At 61.2% G+C, this 20,967-nt stretch carries 17 protein-coding genes; 15 read left to right on the top strand and 2 right to left on the bottom strand.

All coding sequences use genetic code 11. From position 1 onward, the window contains the following. Window positions 1-275: 275 nt before the first annotated feature. The 3 genes from A7K61_RS25285 (at window position 276) to A7K61_RS25295 (ending at window position 3,533) form a co-directional block, all read left to right on the top strand. Entirely contained in the window at window positions 276-734 is a 459-nt protein-coding gene (locus A7K61_RS25285; RefSeq protein WP_032895550.1) for an LTXXQ domain protein, read from the top strand. Window positions 735-799: 65 nt separating this feature from the next. Next, window positions 800-2,146 (top strand): HAMP domain-containing sensor histidine kinase, encoded by a 1,347-nt coding sequence (locus A7K61_RS25290; protein WP_044273374.1) that lies wholly within the window; start codon window positions 800-802, stop codon window positions 2,144-2,146. A 37-nt stretch (window positions 2,147-2,183) separates the two neighbouring features. Next, window positions 2,184-3,533: a CoA transferase gene (locus A7K61_RS25295; RefSeq protein WP_069558604.1), complete on the top strand. Its 1,350-nt coding sequence runs from the start codon at window positions 2,184-2,186 to the stop codon at window positions 3,531-3,533. Window positions 3,534-3,648: 115 nt separating this feature from the next. Here A7K61_RS25295 and A7K61_RS25300 read toward each other — a convergent pair whose 3' ends face one another. Both A7K61_RS25300 and arcD (A7K61_RS25305) read right to left on the bottom strand, forming a co-directional pair. Next, complete coding sequence (locus A7K61_RS25300) at window positions 3,649-4,512, bottom strand: DNA-3-methyladenine glycosylase (protein ID WP_047711661.1); 864 nt, start codon at window positions 4,510-4,512, stop codon at window positions 3,649-3,651. Then, window positions 4,509-5,936 (bottom strand): arginine-ornithine antiporter, encoded by a 1,428-nt coding sequence (gene arcD / locus A7K61_RS25305; protein WP_069558605.1) that lies wholly within the window; start codon window positions 5,934-5,936, stop codon window positions 4,509-4,511. Before arcD (A7K61_RS25305) ends, A7K61_RS25300 begins: the two co-directional genes overlap by 4 nt. A gap of 396 nt (window positions 5,937-6,332) precedes the next feature. Here arcD (A7K61_RS25305) and arcD (A7K61_RS25310) point away from each other — a divergent pair, with 396 nt between their 5' ends. The 12 genes from arcD (A7K61_RS25310) (at window position 6,333) to A7K61_RS25365 (ending at window position 20,755) form a co-directional block, all read left to right on the top strand. Next, window positions 6,333-7,760 carry an arginine-ornithine antiporter gene (gene arcD / locus A7K61_RS25310; protein WP_032895542.1) on the top strand — a complete coding sequence of 476 codons (1,428 nt, stop codon included), beginning with the start codon at window positions 6,333-6,335 and terminating at the stop codon, window positions 7,758-7,760. Window positions 7,761-7,784: 24 nt separating this feature from the next. Further along, window positions 7,785-9,041 (top strand): arginine deiminase, encoded by a 1,257-nt coding sequence (arcA, locus tag A7K61_RS25315; protein ID WP_014719694.1) that lies wholly within the window; start codon window positions 7,785-7,787, stop codon window positions 9,039-9,041. A 12-nt stretch (window positions 9,042-9,053) separates the two neighbouring features. After that, complete coding sequence (locus A7K61_RS25320) at window positions 9,054-10,064, top strand: ornithine carbamoyltransferase (RefSeq protein ID WP_003193818.1); 1,011 nt, start codon at window positions 9,054-9,056, stop codon at window positions 10,062-10,064. Between the two features lie 154 nt (window positions 10,065-10,218). Next, window positions 10,219-11,148: a carbamate kinase gene (arcC, locus tag A7K61_RS25325; protein WP_014719696.1), complete on the top strand. Its 930-nt coding sequence runs from the start codon at window positions 10,219-10,221 to the stop codon at window positions 11,146-11,148. An 18-nt stretch (window positions 11,149-11,166) separates the two neighbouring features. Continuing rightward, window positions 11,167-11,529: a DUF5064 family protein gene (locus tag A7K61_RS25330; RefSeq protein ID WP_069558606.1), complete on the top strand. Its 363-nt coding sequence runs from the start codon at window positions 11,167-11,169 to the stop codon at window positions 11,527-11,529. A 171-nt stretch (window positions 11,530-11,700) separates the two neighbouring features. Beyond that, window positions 11,701-13,209 carry a sigma-54-dependent transcriptional regulator gene (locus A7K61_RS25335; protein ID WP_069558607.1) on the top strand — a complete coding sequence of 503 codons (1,509 nt, stop codon included), beginning with the start codon at window positions 11,701-11,703 and terminating at the stop codon, window positions 13,207-13,209. Window positions 13,210-13,623: 414 nt separating this feature from the next. Further along, window positions 13,624-14,007 (top strand): glycine cleavage system protein GcvH, encoded by a 384-nt coding sequence (gcvH, locus tag A7K61_RS25340; protein ID WP_044273368.1) that lies wholly within the window; start codon window positions 13,624-13,626, stop codon window positions 14,005-14,007. A 10-nt stretch (window positions 14,008-14,017) separates the two neighbouring features. Next, on the top strand, window positions 14,018-16,855 hold the full coding sequence (gene gcvP, locus A7K61_RS25345; RefSeq protein ID WP_069558608.1) for an aminomethyl-transferring glycine dehydrogenase: 2,838 nt from the start codon (window positions 14,018-14,020) through the stop codon (window positions 16,853-16,855). Between the two features lie 161 nt (window positions 16,856-17,016). Further along, window positions 17,017-18,393 (top strand): L-serine ammonia-lyase, encoded by a 1,377-nt coding sequence (locus tag A7K61_RS25350; protein WP_032895533.1) that lies wholly within the window; start codon window positions 17,017-17,019, stop codon window positions 18,391-18,393. Between the two features lie 39 nt (window positions 18,394-18,432). Then, the gene (gene gcvT / locus A7K61_RS25355) at window positions 18,433-19,557 is read left to right on the top strand and encodes a glycine cleavage system aminomethyltransferase GcvT (RefSeq protein WP_054898393.1); all 1,125 of its coding nucleotides are present in this window, start codon (window positions 18,433-18,435) and stop codon (window positions 19,555-19,557) included. A 393-nt stretch (window positions 19,558-19,950) separates the two neighbouring features. Then, on the top strand, window positions 19,951-20,172 hold the full coding sequence (locus tag A7K61_RS25360) for a cold-shock protein (protein WP_014719702.1): 222 nt from the start codon (window positions 19,951-19,953) through the stop codon (window positions 20,170-20,172). Window positions 20,173-20,266: 94 nt separating this feature from the next. Then, the gene (locus A7K61_RS25365) at window positions 20,267-20,755 is read left to right on the top strand and encodes an RDD family protein (protein ID WP_003193838.1); all 489 of its coding nucleotides are present in this window, start codon (window positions 20,267-20,269) and stop codon (window positions 20,753-20,755) included. The last annotated feature ends 212 nt before the right edge of the window (window positions 20,756-20,967 follow it).

Below are 20,967 nucleotides of genomic sequence, written 5' to 3' on the forward strand. Positions count from 1 at the left end.
CGGGGCGCCTAAGATCAAAAGCAGATCAAGATCAAGAGCGACTCGCTTCGCATCGTGGTTACCAGCGGCTGCGGCGAACTGCACAGTTGTGTAGATACCTATGGCTATCGCAGGCAAGCCAGCTCCCACCATTGTTCTCATCAGCCTCAAGGGTTTTGTCAGTTCCTATCAAACCCGTCTTTACCGAAGCTTTACCCTCCCCTGACCGCCGCTGACCTTGCTCTGCGTAACCTACTCACATCCGGACTCACCGGAATAGAGACAGGAGAATCACCATGCGCAAGACCCTTATCGCTTTGATGTTCGCCACCGCCCTGCCCACCGTTGCCATGGCAATGCCGGAAGGCCCAGGCCCGATGGGTGGGCCTGAAAGCCGCATGATGGGTGGCCCAGGCCACGGTGAACACGGCCCGCGTGGCAAAGGCGGCCCGTTCAGCCAGCTGGACTTGAGCAAGGAACAGCGCGAACAGATCCGCAAGCTGATGGGTGACCAATGGCACGCCCGCAAAGACCTGACCCAAAAGTACCTGGACAAACTCCCGGCCGCTGACCAGAAGGCGATGCAGGACGAAATCGCCGCCGGCAAGCAGAAAACCCAGGCCGATATCCGTGCCGTGCTCAAGCCCGACCAGCAGAAGAAGTACGACGATATCGTCAAGAAGCAAGCCGAGCGCCGCGCCGAATGGAAAGAGTTCCAGGCCTGGAAAGCCCAGCAAGCGCAAAAAGCGCAATAATGGCCTAGCGTCACCCCCAGCCCAGTGGTTCACGCCGCTGGGCTTTTCCTGTTTGAGGGTTTCCTGTGCGTTCATTGTTCTGGCGTATCCTGGCGAGTTTCTGGCTGGCCATCGCCCTGGTTGCCGGTTTATCGATCCTGCTTGGGCACATGCTCAACCAGGACGCCTGGATTCTCAGCCGCCACCCTGGGCTCAACAACCTGGCCCAGGAGTGGACGCAGCTCTACGAAACCCAGGGCGAAGATGCCGCCCAGGACTTGTTGCAGCAGCGCAAACGCCAGTACCACATCGACGTGCAAGTGCTTAACGAAAGCGGCGACCCGGTGGTGCGCGGCACCTTCCCGCGCCGCGCCGCCGCGTTCGAAGCCCGCCAGAACGACAGCCAGGACGGCCACCTGCCCTGGCGGCGCCTGACCGCCGAGTACACCAGCGCCAAAACCGGCGATACCTATCTGCTGATTTACCGTATTCCTCACCCGGAGCTGGACGCCTGGCACCGCAGCAGCCTGCTGTGGCCGCTCAGTGCATTGGCGATTACCCTGGTGGTACTGACCCTGTTCAGCCTGCTGGTGACCCTGTCCATTACCCGCCCGCTCAGCCGTCTGCGCGGGGCGGTGCATGACCTGGGGCAAACCACCTATCAACAGAACAGCCTGGCGCAACTGGCCAACCGGCGTGACGAGTTCGGCGTGCTGGCCAACGACTTCAACCGCATGGGCGCGCGCTTGCAAAGCCTGATCGGCAGCCAGCGCCAGTTGCTGCGCGACGTCTCCCACGAACTGCGCTCGCCCCTGGCGCGCTTGCGTATCGCCCTGGCCCTGGCCGAACGCGCCAGCCCCGAAGAACGGGAAAAACTCTGGCCGCGCCTGACCCGCGAATGCGATCGCCTGGAAGCCTTGATCAGCGAAATTTTGGTATTGGCACGGGTCGACGCCGACAACGCCAGCGCCGAAGACATCGACCTCAACCCGTTGCTTAAAACGCTGCAAAAGGACGCCCAACTCAGTGCCCCCGAGCAAGTGGTGCAACTGACGACTGCCAATGATTTGCAGCTTAAAGGCTGGCCGACCATGATCGAACGCGCCGTGGACAACCTGCTGCGCAATGCCCAGCGCTTCAACCCGGTGGGCGAGCCGATTGAATTGCAGGCCCAGCATCAAGGCGGGCGCATTCTGATCAGCGTGCGCGACCATGGCCCCGGCGTTGAAGCCGAGCACCTGAGCCAATTGGGCGAGCCGTTCTACCGTGCGCCCGGCCAAACCGCCCAAGGCCATGGCCTGGGCCTGGCCATCGCCCGTCGCGCCGCCGAACGCCATGGCGGCAACCTGATCCTGGCCAACCACCCCGAAGGCGGTTTTATCGCCAGCATTGAACTGCCCTTGATCCCTGGGGTTGCCACACCGGTGGGATGATCTTCTATAGTGGCCCTTCTCTTACGGAGGGCCTTTGATGACTGACCTGCTGACTCCCATCCAAGCCGCGCTCGCTTTACCGCACGCCCCACTGCCCCAGACACAGGCCGGTGCCTTGCCCTCGACCTTTGCCGTGACTGACCTGGCGGCCGCCAGCATCGGCGCCGCGGGCCAGGCCGTCGCCCAGTTGATTGAGCAACAAACCGGGCGCCTGCCCAGCGTCAGCGTGGATCGGCGCCTGGCCTCGTTGTGGTTCTCCTCGTCGATTCGCCCCGTGGGTTGGCAAGTGCCGCCTTTGTGGGACCCGGTAGCGGGTGACTACGCCAGCGCCGATGGCTGGATTCGCTTGCACACCAACGCGCCCCATCATCGTGCAGCGGCCGAGCGGGTACTGGGGCCTGCCGCTGATCGCGCAGCCATGGCGAGCAAAGTCGCAACCTGGAAAGCCGACGAACTGGAACAGGCGATTGTCGATGCGGGCGGTTGTGCGGCGCAGATGCGTAGCTGGCAAGCCTGGCAGCAGCATCCTCAAGGCTTGGCAGTGAACGCCGAGGCGTTGATCCAACGCCAGGTCTTCGAACCCGGCATCAACAAACCCTGGCTTGGTTCCGCGGCGCGCCCACTGGCCGGCATCAAGGTGCTGGATTTGACCCGGGTGCTAGCCGGCCCGGTGGCCAGTCGTTTCCTCGCGGGCTTGGGCGCCGACGTACTGCGCATCGACTCGCCCACCTGGAACGAACCTGGCGTGGTGCCGGAAATGACCCTGGGCAAACGCTGCGCCCGCCTTGACCTAAAGAGCCAGGAAGGTCGGCAGGTGTTCGAAGCGTTGCTCAAGGACGCCGACATCCTGCTCCACGGCTACCGCGCCGATGCCCTGGAACAACTGGGTTATACCCTTGGCGAACGGCAACACATCGCCCCCGGCCTGATCGACGTCAGCCTAAACGCCTACGGTTGGAACGGCCCATGGCGTAATCGTCGTGGCTTTGACAGCCTGGTGCAGATGAGCAGCGGGATTGCCGAGGCCGGCATGGCCTGGAAACAGACGGATAAACCTCTGCCGCTACCGGTACAAGCGCTGGATCACGCCACCGGCTACTTGATGGCCGCCAGTGCGATCCGGGCGTTGACCGAGCGCCTGGACTCCGGACGCGGCGGGTCGGCGCGTTTGTCGTTGGCGCGTACGGCGAAGTTACTGGCGGAGGCCGGGCCAGTGGCACAGCAAGCGGCATTGCGCGAGGAAGACATTAATGACCAAGGCCTGGTCGTGGAGCAGACAGCCTGGGGCCAGGCCCATCGGCTACTCGCGCCGCTGAGTATCAGTGGCACGCCGTTGCAGTGGGATTTGCCGGCGGTGGAACTGGGCTCGCACCGGCCTCAGTGGTGACTTCACGTCCGCTTTCGCGAGCAAGCCCGCTCCCACACTTGACCGAGTAAATGCTTTGAAATGCGATCAAAATGTGGGAGCGGGCTTGCTCGCGAAGAGGCCTAGACAGGCGCCGCTAATCATTGCGGTTCAACGACGTCCACAAATGCTGCGCCGCATACGCCCTCAACGGCCGCCACGCCTCGGCCCGCGCCAATAACTGCCGGGCCGACACCGGCCCACCTTCCAAAGCCGCCAAAGCATTGATCAGCCCGATGTCCCCCGTCGCAAACGCATCCGCCTCGCGCAACTGGCGCATGGCGATGTACTGCGCGGTCCACTCTCCGATCCCCGGCAACGCCACCAGCCGTGCCACGCCGTCCTTGAGGCTGGCCTTGGGTTGGAAAAGCTGAGGATCATCCAACAGCGCCTGGGCCACACCGGACAAGGTACGCCCCCGCGCCTTGGGCATGCCCAGGGTAGCCAGGTCCGCCGCCGCCAGCACTTCAGGTGTCGGAAACAGGTGAGTGATACCAGCGTGCGGGGTTTGCAGCGCCTGGCCATACTGCGCCACCAGCTTGCCCGCCAGACGAATCGCCGCCACCACGGTGATCTGCTGGCCCAGCACTGCACGAATCGCCAGTTCCAACCCATCCCAGGTGCCAGGCAACCGCAGGCCAGGGCGGGCCGCAACCAGTTGCGCCATCAGGGGGTCTTGCGACAATTGCGCGTTGATCACCTCAGGCACGACATCCAGATCAAACATCCTGCGCAAGCGCCGCTCGATCTCAGGCATGGCGCCAGGCTCGGGAAAGTCGACCGTCACCTCCAGCCAGTCTCCCGCCCCCGGTTCGACACTGATCCAGCCATGTATCCCTGCCACACTGATGCTGCGTCGATACACGCCAGCGACCACGGTTTCCAAGCCGGTAATCGCTCGCACCGATAAAAACCCCAGCATCGCCGCCCAGTCGTAGGGCGGTTGATACGCCAACCTCACAGTGACAATACCCCGCTATACAGCCCATACGCGGCCAACCCGGCGCCCGCGATCACGCCGCTGAAAATGCCTTTTTCCACGGTGGTAAACAAGGGTTGGCCCTGCTCGCGCTTGGCCAGGGCAAACAGGATCACGCCCGGTGCGTACAACAGCGCCGACAGCAGCAAGTACTTCAAGCCCCCCGCATACAGCAGCCAGATCGCGTAACCGAGGGCAATCAGCCCCACCAGCAGATCTTTCATGCGCCGGAGCTGCCAGCCGGCATAGGTTTCGCCGCGCGCGCTCAACAGCACCGCATAGGCCGCCGACCACAGGTAAGGCACCAGGATCATCGACGACGCCAGGTAGATCAGGGTGGTGTAGGTGCTGGCTGAAAACAGCGTGATCACCAGGAATGCCTGGATCATCACGTTGGTCAGCCATAAGGCATTGACCGGCACCTGATTGGCGTTTTCCTTCTTCAGGAAGGCCGGCATGGTCTTGTCCTGAGCGGTGGCATAGAGGATTTCCGCGCACAGCAAGGCCCAGGAGAGCAACGCCCCGAGTAGCGAAACCGCCAGGCCGATACTGATCAATACCGCGCCCCAAGGCCCGACGACATGCTCCAACACACCGGCCAGGGACGGGTTCTGCAACTGCGCCAGCTCCGGCTGGCTCATGATGCCCAAGGACAGCACGTTCACCAGCACCAGCAAGGCCAGCACGCCCACGAAGCCAATCACCGTGGCGCGCCCCACGTCCGAGCGTTTCTGTGCCCGTGCCGAATAAACACTGGCGCCTTCGATGCCGATAAAGACAAACACCGTGACCAGCATCATGTGGCGCACCTGCTCGACCACGCTGCCCATCTGCGGGTTGCCCAGGCCCCAGATATCGCGGGTGAAGATATCCGCCTTGAATGCAACCGCAGCGATCACGATAAACATCAGCAGCGGCACAATCTTCGCCACCGTCGTCACCTGGTTGATAAACGCCGCCTCTTTGATGCCGCGCATCACCAGAAAATGCACAGCCCACAGCAACAGCGACGCGCAGCCAATGGCCAGCGGGGTATTGCCCTGGCCGAACGCCGGAAAAAAGTAGCCGAGGGTGCTGAACAACAAGACGAAATAACCGACGTTGCCCATCCACGCACTGATCCAGTAACCCCAGGCGGACGAAAAACCCATGTAGTCGCCGAAACCCGCCTTGGCGTACGCATACACCCCGGAATCCAGTTCGGGCTTACGGTTCGCCAACGTCTGGAACACAAAGGCCAAGGTCAGCATGCCGATAGCGGTGATTGCCCAGCCGATCAGTATGGCGCCCACCTCGGCACGGGCGGCCATGTTCTGCGGCAATGAAAAAATCCCACCGCCAATCATCGAGCCCACCACCAGGGCGATCAGGGCACTGAGCCGAAGTTTCTGGGCGGGTTGGGACATGCAGGTTCCTCAAAATAAACGGTTGGGCGACAACTGCGCACACACGTAATTCAGATTAATGACGTTGTCATAACATAAGGATATGTAAAGGCACGAAGTTTAGGCTTATTTAGAATTTAAATACGTCAATTATGAAGCGATAGTCAAACAACGTACAAAAAATTTGCACATCCGCAAATAAGAACTAGCGTCAACACCCATGCCCTCGACCAAATGATTAACCACAAAGCAGATAACGCTCTAGCAAGCGCCTTTGCGGGATTTCTTCGCCCGCAAAATCTCACCCTAAGTCGTTAATTCACAATGGAATGTGCCAATGAAGTGATCTGAGTCAGCTGTTTGATTAGCGCACGGAATTATTCTGTGGTCTCTCTTCTCCTGCATTGGAGTCATGCAATGTCTGAAACTCCCGGAAAACTTCGATTAGGCGCCCTGGTCGCACTTGTCGTCGGCTCGATGATTGGCGGCGGCATCTTTTCATTGCCACAAAACATGGCCGCCAGCGCCGATGTCGGTGCGGTGTTGATTGGCTGGGTGATTACCGCCATCGGTATGTTGACCCTCGCCTTCGTGTTCCAGACCCTCGCCAACCGCAAACCCGACCTCGACGGCGGGGTATACGCCTACGCCAAGGCCGGTTTCGGCGACTACATGGGCTTTTCATCTGCCTGGGGTTACTGGATCAGCGCCTGGCTGGGCAACGTCGGCTACTTCGTCTTGCTGTTCAGCACCCTGGGTTATTTCTTCCCGGTCTTTGGCGAAGGCAATACGCCTACGGCGGTGATCGCTGCGTCAGTGCTGTTGTGGGCCGTGCATTTCCTGGTGTTGCGCGGGATCAAGGAAGCCGCGTTCATCAACCTGGTGACCACCGTCGCCAAGGTGGTGCCGCTGCTGCTGTTCGTGCTCATCGCGCTGTTCGCGTTCAAGCTGGACATTTTCACCGCTGACATCTGGGGCGTGAAAAACCCTGACCTGGGCAGCGTGATGAACCAGGTGCGCAACATGATGCTGGTCACCGTGTGGGTATTTATCGGCATCGAAGGCGCGAGCATCTTCTCGTCCCGTGCCGAAAAACGCAGCGACGTGGGCAAAGCCACCGTGATCGGCTTTATCACCGTGCTGCTGTTCCTGATGCTGGTGAACGTGCTGTCCCTGGGGATCATGACCCAACCGGAACTGGCCAAGCTGCAGAACCCATCGATGGCCGCCGTGCTGGAGCATGTGGTGGGCCACTGGGGCGCGGTGCTGATCAGCGTGGGCTTGATCATCTCGCTGCTCGGCGCGCTGCTGTCCTGGGTGCTGCTGTGTGCGGAGATCATGTTCGCCGCCGCCAAAGACCACACCATGCCGGAGTTCCTGCGCAAGGAAAACGCCAACCATGTGCCGGTCAACGCGCTGTGGCTGACCAACGCAATGGTGCAGATATTCCTGGTGATCACGCTGTTTTCCGCCAGCACTTACCTGTCGCTGATCTACCTCGCCACCTCGATGATTCTGGTGCCTTACCTGTGGTCGGCGGCCTATGCCCTGCTGCTGGCGGTGCGCGGCGAGACCTACGAGAACGCCCTCAAAGAGCGCAAGAAAGACCTGTTCATCGGCGCCATCGCCCTGATCTATGCGATCTGGCTGCTGTATGCCGGCGGCACCAAATACCTGCTGCTCTCCGCCCTGCTCTACGCCCCCGGCGCGATCCTGTTCGCCAAGGCCAAGCGTGAACTGGGCAAACCGATTTTCACCCCCGTCGAGAAGCTGATTTTCGCCGCAGTGGTCATTGGCGCCCTGGTGGCGGCCTATGGGCTCTACGACGGCTTCCTGACCCTGTAATTGTTGTTCACTGGAGGATCTGTAATGACCACGGAAAAAGTGAAGTACGGCGTACATTCCGAAGCCGGCAAACTGCGCAAAGTCATGGTGTGCTCCCCAGGTTTGGCCCACCAGCGGCTGACCCCCAACAACTGCGACGAACTGCTGTTCGATGACGTGCTGTGGGTGGCCCAGGCCAAGCGCGACCACTTCGACTTCGTCACCAAGATGCGCGAGCGGGACATTGATGTGCTGGAAATGCACAACCTGCTCACCGACATCGTCGCCAACCCCGAAGCGCTGGACTGGATCCTGGAGCGCAAGATCACCGCCAACACCGTAGGCCTGGGCCTGGTCGACGAAGTCGGCTCGTGGCTGCGCAGCCTGGAGCCGCGCAAAATCAGCGAATACCTGATTGGCGGCGTATCGGCCGACGATCTGCCGAGCAGCTTCGGTGGCAAGACCATCGAGATGTTCCGCGATTTTCTGGGCCACGCCAGTTTCATCCTGCCGCCACTGCCCAACACCCAGTTCACTCGCGACACCACCTGCTGGATCTACGGCGGCGTGACGCTCAACCCGATGTACTGGCCGGCGCGACGTCAGGAAACCCTGCTGACCAGCGCCATCTATAAATTCCACCCTGAGTTCACCAACGCGGACTTCCAGATCTGGTACGGCGACCCCGACCAGGAACATGGCGCCGCGACGCTGGAAGGCGGCGACGTGATGCCGATTGGCAACGGCGTGGTGTTGATCGGCATGGGCGAACGCTCATCCCACCAGGCCATCGGCCAACTGGCGCGCAACCTGTTCCAGAACAAAGCCGTGGAACGCGTCATCGTTGCCGGCCTGCCCAAATCCCGCGCGGCGATGCACCTGGACACCGTGTTCAGCTTCTGCGACCGCGACCTGGTCACCGTCTTCCCCGAAGTGGTCAACCAGATCGTGCCGTTCACTCTGCGCCCGGACGAGAGCAAGCCCCACGGCATCGACATCCAGCGCGAGAAAACCAACTTCCTCGAAACCGTCGCTGCAGCGCTCAACCTCAAGGCTTTGCGCGTGGTCGAGACCGGCGGCAACAGCTTCGCCGCCGAACGCGAGCAATGGGATGACGGCAACAACGTGGTGGCCGTGGAGCCGGGCGTGGTGATTGGCTACGACCGCAACACCTACACCAACACCTTGCTGCGCAAGGCCGGTGTGGAAGTGATCACCATCAGCGCCGGTGAACTCGGCCGTGGTCGTGGCGGCGGCCACTGCATGACCTGCCCGATCATCCGCGACCCTATCGACTACTAAGGAGATTCCATCATGGCTTTCAATATGCGCAACCGCAGCCTGCTGTCGCTGATGCACCACACCACCCGCGAGCTGCATTACCTGCTGGACCTGTCCCGCGACCTCAAACGCGCCAAATACACCGGCACCGAGCGTCCGCACCTGCAGGGCAAGAACATCGCGCTGATCTTCGAAAAAACCTCGACCCGCACCCGTTGTGCCTTTGAAGTCGCGGCCCATGACCAAGGCGCCCACGTCACCTATATCGACCCGGTGTCGTCGCAGATCGGCCACAAAGAAAGCATGAAAGACACCGCCCGCGTACTGGGCCGGATGTTCGATGCCATTGAATACCGTGGCTTTGAACAGGAAATCGTCGAAGAACTGGCCAAGTTCGCGGGCGTGCCGGTGTTCAACGGCCTCACCGCCGAATTCCACCCGACCCAGATGATCGCCGACACCCTGACCATGCGCGAACACAGCGACAAGCCGCTGCATGACATCAGCTACGCGTACCTGGGGGACGCCCGCTACAACATGGGCAACTCGCTGCTGATGATCGGCGCCAAGCTCGGCATGGACGTGCGCATCGGCGCGCCGAAAGCGCTGTGGCCCCATGAAGATTTCATCAAAGAGTGCCAGGCCTTTGCCGAGGAAAGCGGCGCACGCATCACCATCACCGAAGACCCTGCAGAGGCCGTGAAGGGCGTGGACTTCATCCACACCGATATCTGGGTGTCCATGGGCGAACCGGTGGAAGCGTGGGACGAGCGCATCGAGCAACTGCTGCCGTACCAGGTCAACGCCAAGATGATGAAAGCCTCGGGCAACCCTCGGGTGAAATTCATGCATTGCCTGCCGGCGTTCCACAACAGTGAAACCAAGGTCGGCAAGGACATCGCAGCGCGCTATCCGCACCTGGCCAATGGTGTGGAAGTGACCGAAGAGGTGTTCGAGTCGCCGGCCAATATCGCCTTTGAGCAGGCGGAAAACCGCATGCATACCATCAAGGCGATTCTGGTGTCGGCGTTGGCAGACATTTAATTTCCACGGTGTGAACACCGTCAGTGTGGGAGCTGGCTTGCCTGCGATAGCGGTGGGTCTGGCAACAGCAGGTCGCCTGCCAGGCCCTCATCGCAGGCAAGCCAGCTCCCACATTGACCGAGGTATTCATGCGTTCCCTGAAAGGACATTCTGTATGCGCATCGTCGTAGCCCTGGGCGGCAACGCCCTCCTGCGTCGTGGTGAACCCATGACCGCAGACAATCAACGGGCCAACATCCGTATCGCCACCGAACAGATCGCCAAGATCCACCCCGGCAACGAACTGGTGATCGCCCACGGCAATGGCCCGCAAGTCGGCCTGCTGTCATTGCAGGCAGCGGCCTACACCAGCGTCTCGCCTTACCCGCTGGACGTGCTGGGCGCCGAGACCGAGGGCATGATCGGCTACATCATCGAACAGGAACTGGGCAACCTGCTGGACTTTGAAGTGCCATTCGCCACCCTGCTCACCCAAGTGGAAGTGGACGCCAAGGACCCGGCCTTCCAGAACCCCACCAAGCCCATCGGCCCGGTGTACGCCAAAGCCGAAGCCGAGAAACTCGCCGCCGAGAAAGGCTGGGCCATCGCGCCCGACGGCGACAAATACCGCCGCGTGGTCGCCAGCCCGCGCCCCAAACGCATCTTTGAAATCCGCCCGATCAAATGGCTGCTGGAGAAAAAAGCCATCGTGATCTGCGCCGGCGGTGGCGGCATCCCCACCATGTATGGCGAAGACGGCAAGCTGCGCGGCATTGAAGCCGTAATCGACAAAGACCTGTGCTCCTCCTTGCTGGCCACGCAACTGGAAGCTGATTTGCTGGTGATCGCCACCGACGTCAACGCCGCCTTTATCGACTTCGGCAAGCCCACCCAGAAGGCCATCGGCCAGGCCCACCCGGACGACATGGAAAAACTCGGCTTCGCCGCCGGCTCCATGGGCCCCAAGGTCCAGGCCGCCTGCGAGTTCGCTCGCCAGACTGGCAAAACCGCGGTGATCGGTTCACTCTCGGACATCGAAGCCATCGTCCAGGGCAGCGCCGGCACGCGCATCAGCACGGCCAAACCTGGCATCACCTACCTGTGAAGTTGAGGAGAAACGCCTATGGCTATCTTTGAACCCGGCCACCTGCATATCGAGCGACACGCGCTGAACAAGGACGATGTCAGCTATGACCTGTGCCTGGACTATGAAGTGGTCACGGATGAGCGCGAAGGCAAAGGCATGCAGTTCACCCTGCATGGGAGCATTCAGGGCAAGGCCATGAAAGAGACCTTTTTCCTGCCCAAGGACCAGGCCTACAACTTCGCCAGCAATGTGACCAAGATTGTCGAAAAATACGGCATTCCCAAGACCCATAGCAGCGTCGGTTCACAGCACAAGCATTACGATCTGATGTTTGAGGATGTGCGCCAGCAGTTGGGGATGAAATCCGGCGACCCGGTCAAACCCGAACACCTGGAATAAAAACACCGCAAATCCCCTGTGGGAGCGGGCTTGCTCGCGAATGCGGTGGAACAGTCAATAATCTGCTGACTGACCCACCGCATTCGCGAGCAAGCCCGCTCCCACATTTTGATCTCCACTCGCTCCAAGGCATACTTGCCGCCTCTGCTCTTCAGAATTGCCAATCGCCCCATGCGTATCCACGTCAGCTTCATCGACCGCGTCGGCATCACCCAGGAAGTCCTGGCCTTGCTCGGTGGGCGCAATCTCAATCTGGATGCGGTGGAGATGGTGCCGCCCAACGTCTATATCGACGCGCCAACCCTCAGCGCCGACGTGCTCGAAGAGCTGCGCGACGCGTTGTTCAGCGTGCACGGCGTGCAAGCGGTAAAGGTGGTCGACATTCTTCCGGGCCAGCGCCGCCACTTGCAACTCGACGCCCTGCTGGCGGCCATGACCGACCCGGTACTGGCCCTGGACAGCGCCGGCAAAATCCTGCTGGCCAACCCGGCGTTGATCGCCTTGTACGGCCGTGAACCGGCCGGCGAAAGCATCGCCGAGCTGTTCGATGACGCGGCCTTGCTGGAGACCCTGCTGGAGCAGGGCTTTCGATTGCCGTTGCGCGAGATCAGCGTGAACGGCCAGACCCTGCTGCTGGGCGCCACGCCAATCACCGACGCCGGCGCCCTGCTCACTCTTTACCAGCCCAACCGCATCGGCGAACAACTGTCGGCGCTGCACCATGACCATGCCGAAGGGTTTGATGCACTGCTGGGCGAGTCCCCGGCGATCCGCACGCTCAAGGCCCGGGCGCAACGGGTGGCCGCGCTGGATGCACCGCTGCTGATCCAGGGCGAAACCGGTACCGGCAAAGAGCTGGTGGCCCGCGCCTGCCACGCCATCAGCACGCGTCACAGTGCGCCGTTCCTGGCACTGAACTGCGCGGCACTGCCGGAAAACCTCGCCGAAAGCGAATTGTTCGGCTATGCGCCCGGCGCCTTTACCGGCGCGCAACGCGGTGGCAAACCGGGGCTCATGGAGCTGGCCAACCAGGGCACGGTGTTCCTCGATGAGATCGGTGAAATGTCGCCGTACCTGCAAGCCAAACTGCTGCGTTTTCTGAATGACGGCAGCTTTCGCCGCGTGGGTGGCGACCGCGAAGTGAAGGTCAATGTGCGCATCCTCAGCGCCACCCACCGCGACCTGGAAAAAATGGTCAGCGAAGGCGCCTTTCGCGAAGACCTGTTCTACCGCCTCAACGTGCTCAACGTCGCCGTGCCGCCCTTGCGTGAACGCGGCCAGGACATCCTCCTGCTGGCGCGCTACTTCATGCAGCAAGCCTGCGCGCAGATCCAGCGCCCGGTCTGCCGCCTGGCGCCGGGTACCTATCCTGCCCTGCTGGGCAACCACTGGCCGGGCAACGTGCGGCAGTTGCAAAACGTGATCTTCCGCGCTGCCGCCATCTGCGAAAGCAGCCTGGTGGACATCGGCGACCTGGACATCGCCGGCACCTCCGTGGCGCGCCAGAACGATGGTGAAGTCGACAGCCTGGAACAGGCCGTGGAAGATTTCGAGCGCAGCCTGCTGGAAAGTCTCTACAGCCGCTACCCCTCGACCCGCCAACTGGCCAGCCGCTTGCAAACCTCCCACACGGCTATCGCCCACCGCCTGCGCAAGTACGGCATACCCAACAAGCCCTGAGCCATGTTCTCTCCACTGTAGGAGCGAGCTCGCTCGCGAAAAACCCAAGGGCGCCAGGTTCATCCAGGCTGCCCGCGTCATCGTTGACGATCTTCGCGAGCAGGCTCGCTCCTACAGTGGGGCGCATTACAGTTTTGGTCTGAGAACGACATTCCGTGTACCGAAAGCGCTACAGCGTAACGATATCGCTACAACCCTGTTTTTTGCGCGCCATGCAAGGCTTTGATCCGCATAGGCTTTTTTTCACGCGCCGGACTGTAGCGAAATCGCTACAGCGTACTCAGCCAACCTTCTCGCTAAATTTATTAACCCGTTGATCTATAACGATTTAATAACATTGGCCGCGATATTGCTAAGCAACTCCCCATTATTCCAATCCCGTCCACCAGACGATTCTGGCCCTGAGGAGTTTCCATGAGCGAGTTGCGTTTCACTGAAGATCACGAATGGCTGCGCGCCGAAGCCGATGGCAGCGTCACCGTGGGTATCACCGCGTTTGCGCAAAACGCGCTGGGTGATGTGGTTTTCGTGCAACTGCCGGAGTTGCAGGCTTACGAAAAGGGCGCCGAAGCCTCCACCGTGGAGTCGGTCAAAGCCGCCAGCGGTGTGTACATGCCGTTGGACGGTGAAGTCCTGGAAGTCAACGACAAGCTCGATGGCAGCCCGGAACTGGTCAACGAAGACCCGATGGGCGAAGGCTGGTTCTTCCGCTTTAAACCCGCCGACGCTGATGCAGTGGCTAAGCTGTTGGATCAGGATGCGTACGACCGCCTGATCAAAGCCAACGCTGAAGCCTGAGGAGCGCGCCATGACCGTTAATCTGACCACCGCCAACGAATTCATCGCCCGCCACATCGGCCCGCGCCAGGAAGATGAGCAGCAGATGCTCGCCAGCCTGGGGTTTGATTCCCTCGAAGCGCTAAGCGCCAGCGTGATCCCGGAAAGCATCAAGGGCACCAGCGTACTCGGCCTGGAAGACGGCCTGAGCGAAGCCCAAGCCCTGGCCAAGATCAAGGCCATTGCCAGCCAGAACCAACTGTTCAAGACCTACATCGGCCAGGGCTACTACAACTGCCACACGCCGTCGCCGATCCTGCGCAACCTGCTGGAAAACCCGGCCTGGTACACCGCCTACACGCCGTACCAGCCGGAGATTTCCCAAGGCCGCCTGGAAGCCCTGCTGAACTTCCAGACCCTGATCAGCGACCTCACCGGCCTGCCGATCGCCAACGCCTCCCTGCTCGACGAAGCCACCGCCGCCGCAGAAGCCATGACCTTCTGCAAGCGCCTGAGCAAGAACAAAAGCAGCAACGCGTTCTTCGCGTCGGTGCACAGCCACCCACAAACCCTCGACGTGCTGCGCACCCGTGCCGAGCCACTGGGTATCGATGTGGTGGTGGGCGATGAGCGCGAACTGACCGATGTCAGCCCGTTCTTCGGCGCCCTGCTGCAATACCCGGCCAGCAACGGCGACGTGTTCGACTACCGCGAACTGACCGAACGCTTCCACGCCGCCAACGCACTGGTCGCCGTGGCCGCCGACCTGATGGCCCTGACCCTGCTGACGCCGCCGGGCGAATTCGGTGCCGACGTCGCCATTGGCAGCGCACAACGCTTTGGCGTACCACTGGGCTTTGGTGGCCCGCACGCGGCGTACTTCTCCACCAAGGATGCGTTCAAGCGCGACATGCCAGGCCGTCTGGTCGGCGTTTCCGTCGACCGCTTCGGCAAGCCGGCGCTGCGCCTGGCCATGCAGACCCGCGAGCAGCATATCCGCCGTGAGAAAGCCACCAGCAACATCTGCACTGCCCAAGTGCTGCTGGCCAACATCGCCAGCATGTACGCCGTGTACCACGGCCCCAAAGGCCTGACCCAGATCGCCCAGCGCATTCACCAGTTGACCGCGATCCTGGCCAAGGGCTTGACGGCCCTGGGCCAGAAGGTCGAGCAGGCACACTTCTTCGACACCCTGACAATCCACACCGGCGCTCACACTGCCGCCCTGCACGACAAGGCCCGCGCCCAGCGCATCAACCTGCGTGTAGTAGACGGCGAGCGCGTTGGCCTGTCGGTCGACGAAACCACCACCCAGGCCGATATCCAGGCCTTGTGGGCGATCTTCGCCGACGGCAAAACCCTGCCGGCCTTTACCACCACCGACAGCACCCTGCCGAGCGCTTTGCTGCGCCAGTCGCCGATCCTCAGCCACCCGGTGTTCAACCGCTACCACTCGGAAACCGAGCTGATGCGCTACCTGCGCAAGCTGGCCGACAAGGACCTGGCCCTGGACCGCACAATGATCCCGCTGGGCTCGTGCACCATGAAGCTCAACGCCGCCAGCGAAATGATCCCGGTGACCTGGGCCGAGTTCGGCGCCCTGCACCCATTCGCCCCCGCTGCGCAAAGCGCCGGCTACCAGCAACTGACCAGCGAACTGGAAGCCATGCTCTGCGCGGCCACCGGTTATGACGCGATCTCCCTGCAGCCGAACGCCGGTTCCCAGGGTGAATACGCAGGCCTCTTGGCCATCCGCGCCTATCACCAGAGCCGTGGCGAAGAACGTCGCGACATCTGCCTGATCCCGTCGTCAGCCCACGGCACCAACCCGGCCACCGCCAACATGGCCGGCATGCGCGTGGTGGTCACCGCTTGCGACGCCCGCGGCAACGTCGACATCGAAGACCTGCGCGCCAAGGCCATCGAGCACCGCGAGCACCTCGCCGCGCTGATGATCACCTACCCGTCCACCCACGGTGTGTTCGAGGAAGGTATCCGCGAAATCTGCGGGATCATCCACGACAATGGCGGCCAGGTGTACATCGACGGCGCCAACATGAACGCCATGGTTGGCCTCTGCGCGCCAGGCAAGTTCGGCGGCGATGTGTCCCACCTGAACCTGCACAAAACCTTCTGCATCCCCCACGGTGGTGGCGGCCCGGGTGTTGGCCCGATTGGCGTCAAGTCGCACCTCACGCCGTTCCTGCCTGGCCACGCAGCCATGGAGCGCAAGGAAGGCGCGGTGTGCGCCGCGCCGTTCGGCAGCGCGAGCATTCTGCCGATCACCTGGATGTACATCAGCATGATGGGCGGCGCCGGCCTCAAGCGTGCGTCGCAGCTGGCGATCCTGAATGCCAACTACATTTCCCGCCGCCTGGAAGAGCACTACCCGGTGCTGTACACCGGCAGCAATGGCCTGGTGGCCCACGAATGCATCCTCGACCTGCGCCCGTTGAAAGACAGCAGCGGCATCAGCGTGGACGACGTGGCCAAGCGCCTGATCGACTTTGGTTTCCACGCGCCGACCATGTCGTTCCCGGTGGCCGGCACCTTGATGATCGAGCCGACCGAAAGTGAATCCAAGGAAGAACTGGACCGCTTCTGCGACGCCATGATCGCCATCCGCGAAGAAATCCGCGCGGTAGAAAACGGCACCCTCGACAAAGACGACAACCCGCTCAAGAACGCGCCGCACACGGCAGCGGAACTGGTGGGCGAATGGAGCCACCCTTACAGCCGTGAACAAGCGGTGTACCCGGTGGCGTCGTTGATCGAAGGCAAGTACTGGCCGCCGGTTGGCCGGGTCGACAACGTGTTTGGTGATCGCAACCTGGTGTGTGCGTGCCCGTCGATCGAGAGCTACGCATAACCTGAGAATGCACCCGGTCAAAAATGTGGGAGCGGGCTTGCTCGCGAATGCGGTGGGTCAGTCAAATAATCAACATCTGAAAGACCGCATTCGCGAGCAAGCCCGCTCCCACATTTGACCGAGTCGGCTTTCAGAAAATAATAAGAAACCGGAGAACAACCATGTCCCTTAGCGTGTTCGACCTGTTCAAGATTGGCATCGGCCCCTCCAGTTCCCACACCGTCGGCCCGATGCGTGCCGCCGCTCGATTCGTCGAGGGGCTCAAGCGTGACAACCTGTTGGAGGCCACCACCGGCATCAAGGTGGAGCTCTACGGCTCGCTGGGCGCCACCGGCAAAGGCCACGGCAGCGACAAGGCCGTGTTGCTGGGCCTGGAAGGCGAACACCCGGACACCGTGAATACCGAAACCGTGGCTGCACGCCTGGCGCAGATGCGCAGCGACGGGCGCCTCAACCTGCTCGGCGAACACAGCATTGCGTTCAACGAGAAAGAACACCTGGCGATGATTCGCAAACCCCTTGCCTATCATCCCAACGGCATGATCTTCCGCGCTTTTGACGCCGCCGGTATCCAGATTCGCAGCCGCGAGTATTACTCGGTCGGGGGCGGTTTCGTGGTGGATGAAGACGCGGCGGGCGCCGACCGTATCGTCGAAGACGCCACGCCCCTGACCTTCCCGTTCAAACACGCCAAGGACTTGCTTGGCCATTGCACCACCTATGGCCTGTCTATCAGCCAGGTGATGCTGACCAATGAAAGCGCCTGGCGCCCGGAAGCGGAAACCCGCAGCGGGTTGTTGAAGATCTGGCAGGTCATGCAGGACTGCGTCGATGCCGGCTGTCGCAACGAAGGCATCTTGCCCGGAGGCTTGAAGGTCAAGCGCCGGGCAGCGGCCTTGCACCGGCAGTTGTGCAAGAACCCCGAGTCGGCGCTGCGCGACCCGCTGTCGGTGCTGGACTGGGTCAACCTGTATGCGCTGGCGGTCAACGAAGAAAACGCCAATGGCGGGCGCGTCGTCACTGCGCCCACCAACGGCGCGGCCGGGATCATTCCCGCCGTGCTGCATTACTACATGCGCTTTATCCCCGGCGCGAACGAAGACGGCGTGGTGCGCTTTTTGCTCACCGCCGCCGCCATCGGCATTTTGTACAAGGAAAACGCTTCGATCTCAGGCGCCGAAGTCGGTTGCCAGGGCGAAGTCGGCGTGGCCTGTTCCATGGCCGCAGGCGCCCTCTGCGAAGTGCTGGGCGGCAGCGTGTCCCAAGTGGAAAACGCCGCCGAGATCGGCATGGAACACAACCTCGGCCTGACCTGCGACCCGATTGGCGGGCTGGTGCAGGTGCCGTGCATCGAGCGCAATGCCATGGGCTCGGTGAAGGCGATCAATGCCGTGCGCATGGCCCTGCGCGGCGACGGCCAGCATTTTGTGTCCCTCGACAAGGTCATCCGCACCATGCGCCAGACCGGCGCCGATATGAAAAGCAAATACAAGGAAACCGCCCGCGGCGGTTTGGCAGTCAACATTATCGAGTGCTGACGCCCACAAGCGCGTCGGCACGTTTTTCAGGAGCTGAATATGTCCACCGAAACCCTGTTGAAAACCCCATTGCATGCCCTGCACCTGGAACTGGGCGCACGCATGGTGCCCTTCGCCGGCTACGACATGCCGGTGCAGTACCCCTTGGGCGTGATGAAAGAACACCTGCACACCCGTGAACAGGCCGGGTTGTTCGACGTGTCCCACATGGGCCAGATTCGCCTCACCGGCGCAAATGCCGCCAAGGCCCTGGAAACCCTGGTGCCCGTCGATATCATCGACCTGCCGGTGGGCATGCAGCGCTATGCGATGTTCACCAATGAGCAAGGCGGCATCCTCGACGACCTGATGGTCGCCAACTTGGGTAACGACGAGCTGTTCCTGGTGGTCAACGCGGCTTGCAAGGACCAGGACCTGGCGCACCTGCGCACACATATCGGCGACCAATGCACCATCGAACCGCTGTTCGAAGAACGCGCCCTGCTGGCCCTGCAAGGCCCGGCGGCCGTGAAAGTATTGGCGCGCCTGGCCCCTGAAGTCACCCAGATGACTTTCATGCAATTTGCCACCCTGCGTTTGCTGGGCGTGGACTGCTACGTCAGCCGCTCCGGTTACACCGGTGAAGACGGCTTTGAAATCTCCGTGCCGGCAGCCAATGCCGAGAGCCTGGCCCGCAGCCTGTTGGCCGAAACCGAAGTGCAGGCCATCGGCCTGGGTGCCCGCGATTCGCTGCGCCTGGAAGCCGGCCTGTGCCTGTACGGTCACGACATGAACACCGACACCACGCCGATCGAAGCCAGCCTGCTGTGGGCGATCTCCAAGGCCCGGCGTGCCGATGGTGCACGGGCCGGCGGCTTCCCCGGCGCCGACCGCATCTTCACCCAGCAACAAACCGGTGTGGCGCGCAAACGCGTAGGCCTGCTGCCGCAGGAGCGTACCCCGGTGCGGGAAGGCGCAGAAATCGTCGATGCCCAGGGCACTGTGATCGGCAGCGTGTGCAGCGGCGGCTTTGGCCCCACCTTGGGCGGCCCTCTGGCGATGGGTTATCTGGACAGCGCATTTGTCGCACTGGATACCGAAGTTTGCGCAATGGTACGTGGGAAAAAGGTGCCACTACGTGTAAGTAAAATGCCATTCGTTCCGCAACGTTACTACCGCGGCTGATTGACTGTTTCTATAAGTAACGCGGTTGCGTTAACGTGCACTAAACTGTAACGCAACCGCCATAAAACAGTGCATTCACGATAGACGTTTTTATAGCTGACGTCCTATAACAAGTGAATAACTCTATCGAATAAGTCGGTATCAGAATATTCAACAAAGTGTCATGAGAGCCAATAAAACAAGGGCCTGCACAAGGGCTTGTTTTTTTCATATTAGTTGGCGTAGAGTTTGCCCACTGTGTTTGCATGGGTCGCTTGGAACCTGGACCTGGGCAGTAGCTCAAGTAGTTTGCTACAACCCGTTCGACGTCTCTTACTTTCCTGCAACCCAGCCCAGTACTCTTTCGTGTGAAAGGGGCTGTCATTAATTTTTAGCGTCAAAGGAAAGAAGAAAATGTCGGATAAAGGTGGACGTCAGAGCGGTACCGTCAAGTGGTTCAACGACGAAAAAGGCTTTGGTTTTATCACGCCTGAAAGCGGCCCGGATCTGTTCGTGCATTTCCGCGCTATCCAGGGCAACGGTTTCAAGAGCCTGAAGGAAGGCCAGAAGGTCACCTTCGTTTCAGTTCAAGGCCAGAAAGGCCTGCAGGCTGACGAAGTCCAAGCAGAAGGCTGATCCTTCCTGCGACAAAAAGCCCCTGATATGACATCAGGGGCTTTTTTATGGGCGCCATTGCGTAAACTGCGTGCTTTCTCCAGAGAGCCCTGCCATGTCCAAACCCCTCTTGAGCCCCCAGGGCGAGTTCCCCGCCGTTGGCCTGGGCCGCCGCCTGGCAGCGATGTTCTACGATTTCCTGTTGTGCACTGCCTTGCTGATCGTCACCGCGTTTATCTACAAGCTGGTGTGGATCGCCTTCGTGGGCGAAGCGAAGATGCGCACGCTCACCGAGTCCGGCGCGCTGGACGGTGACCCGTTGCTGTCGACGATCCTGTTGTTTGTGCTGTTTGGGTTCTTCGCCAAGTTCTGGACCCATTCCGGGCAGACACTGGGCATGCAGGTGTGGGGCGTGCGCGTGCAAAACGCCGACGGGTCACGGATCAGCCTGTGGCAGGCATTGTTGCGTTTTGTGGTGTCGATAGCGTCGTGGTTGTGCGTGGGGTTGGGGTTTATCTGGTCGTTGTTTGATAAACACAAGCGCAGCTGGCATGACATCTATTCGGATACGCAACTGGTGCGGATCCCGAAGCCAAAGAAATAACTCAAGCGCATCGCAGATCAACTGTGGGAGCGGGCTTGCCTGCGATGGCGGCCTACCAGCCGACACTTCTCTACCTGACACTCCGCGGTCAAAACTGTGGGAGCGGGCTTGCTCGCGAAGGCGGCCTGGCGGTCAACACGGTTGGATTGTGTGCATATCCATTGCTGCGGTAACGGCCGCTTAGGGTTCCGCCCTGACGGCGGCTCACTTTT

Origin of the sequence: Pseudomonas sp. AP42, from assembly GCF_001728935.1 — a bacterium.
Classification (GTDB): domain Bacteria; phylum Pseudomonadota; class Gammaproteobacteria; order Pseudomonadales; family Pseudomonadaceae; genus Aquipseudomonas; species Aquipseudomonas lactis.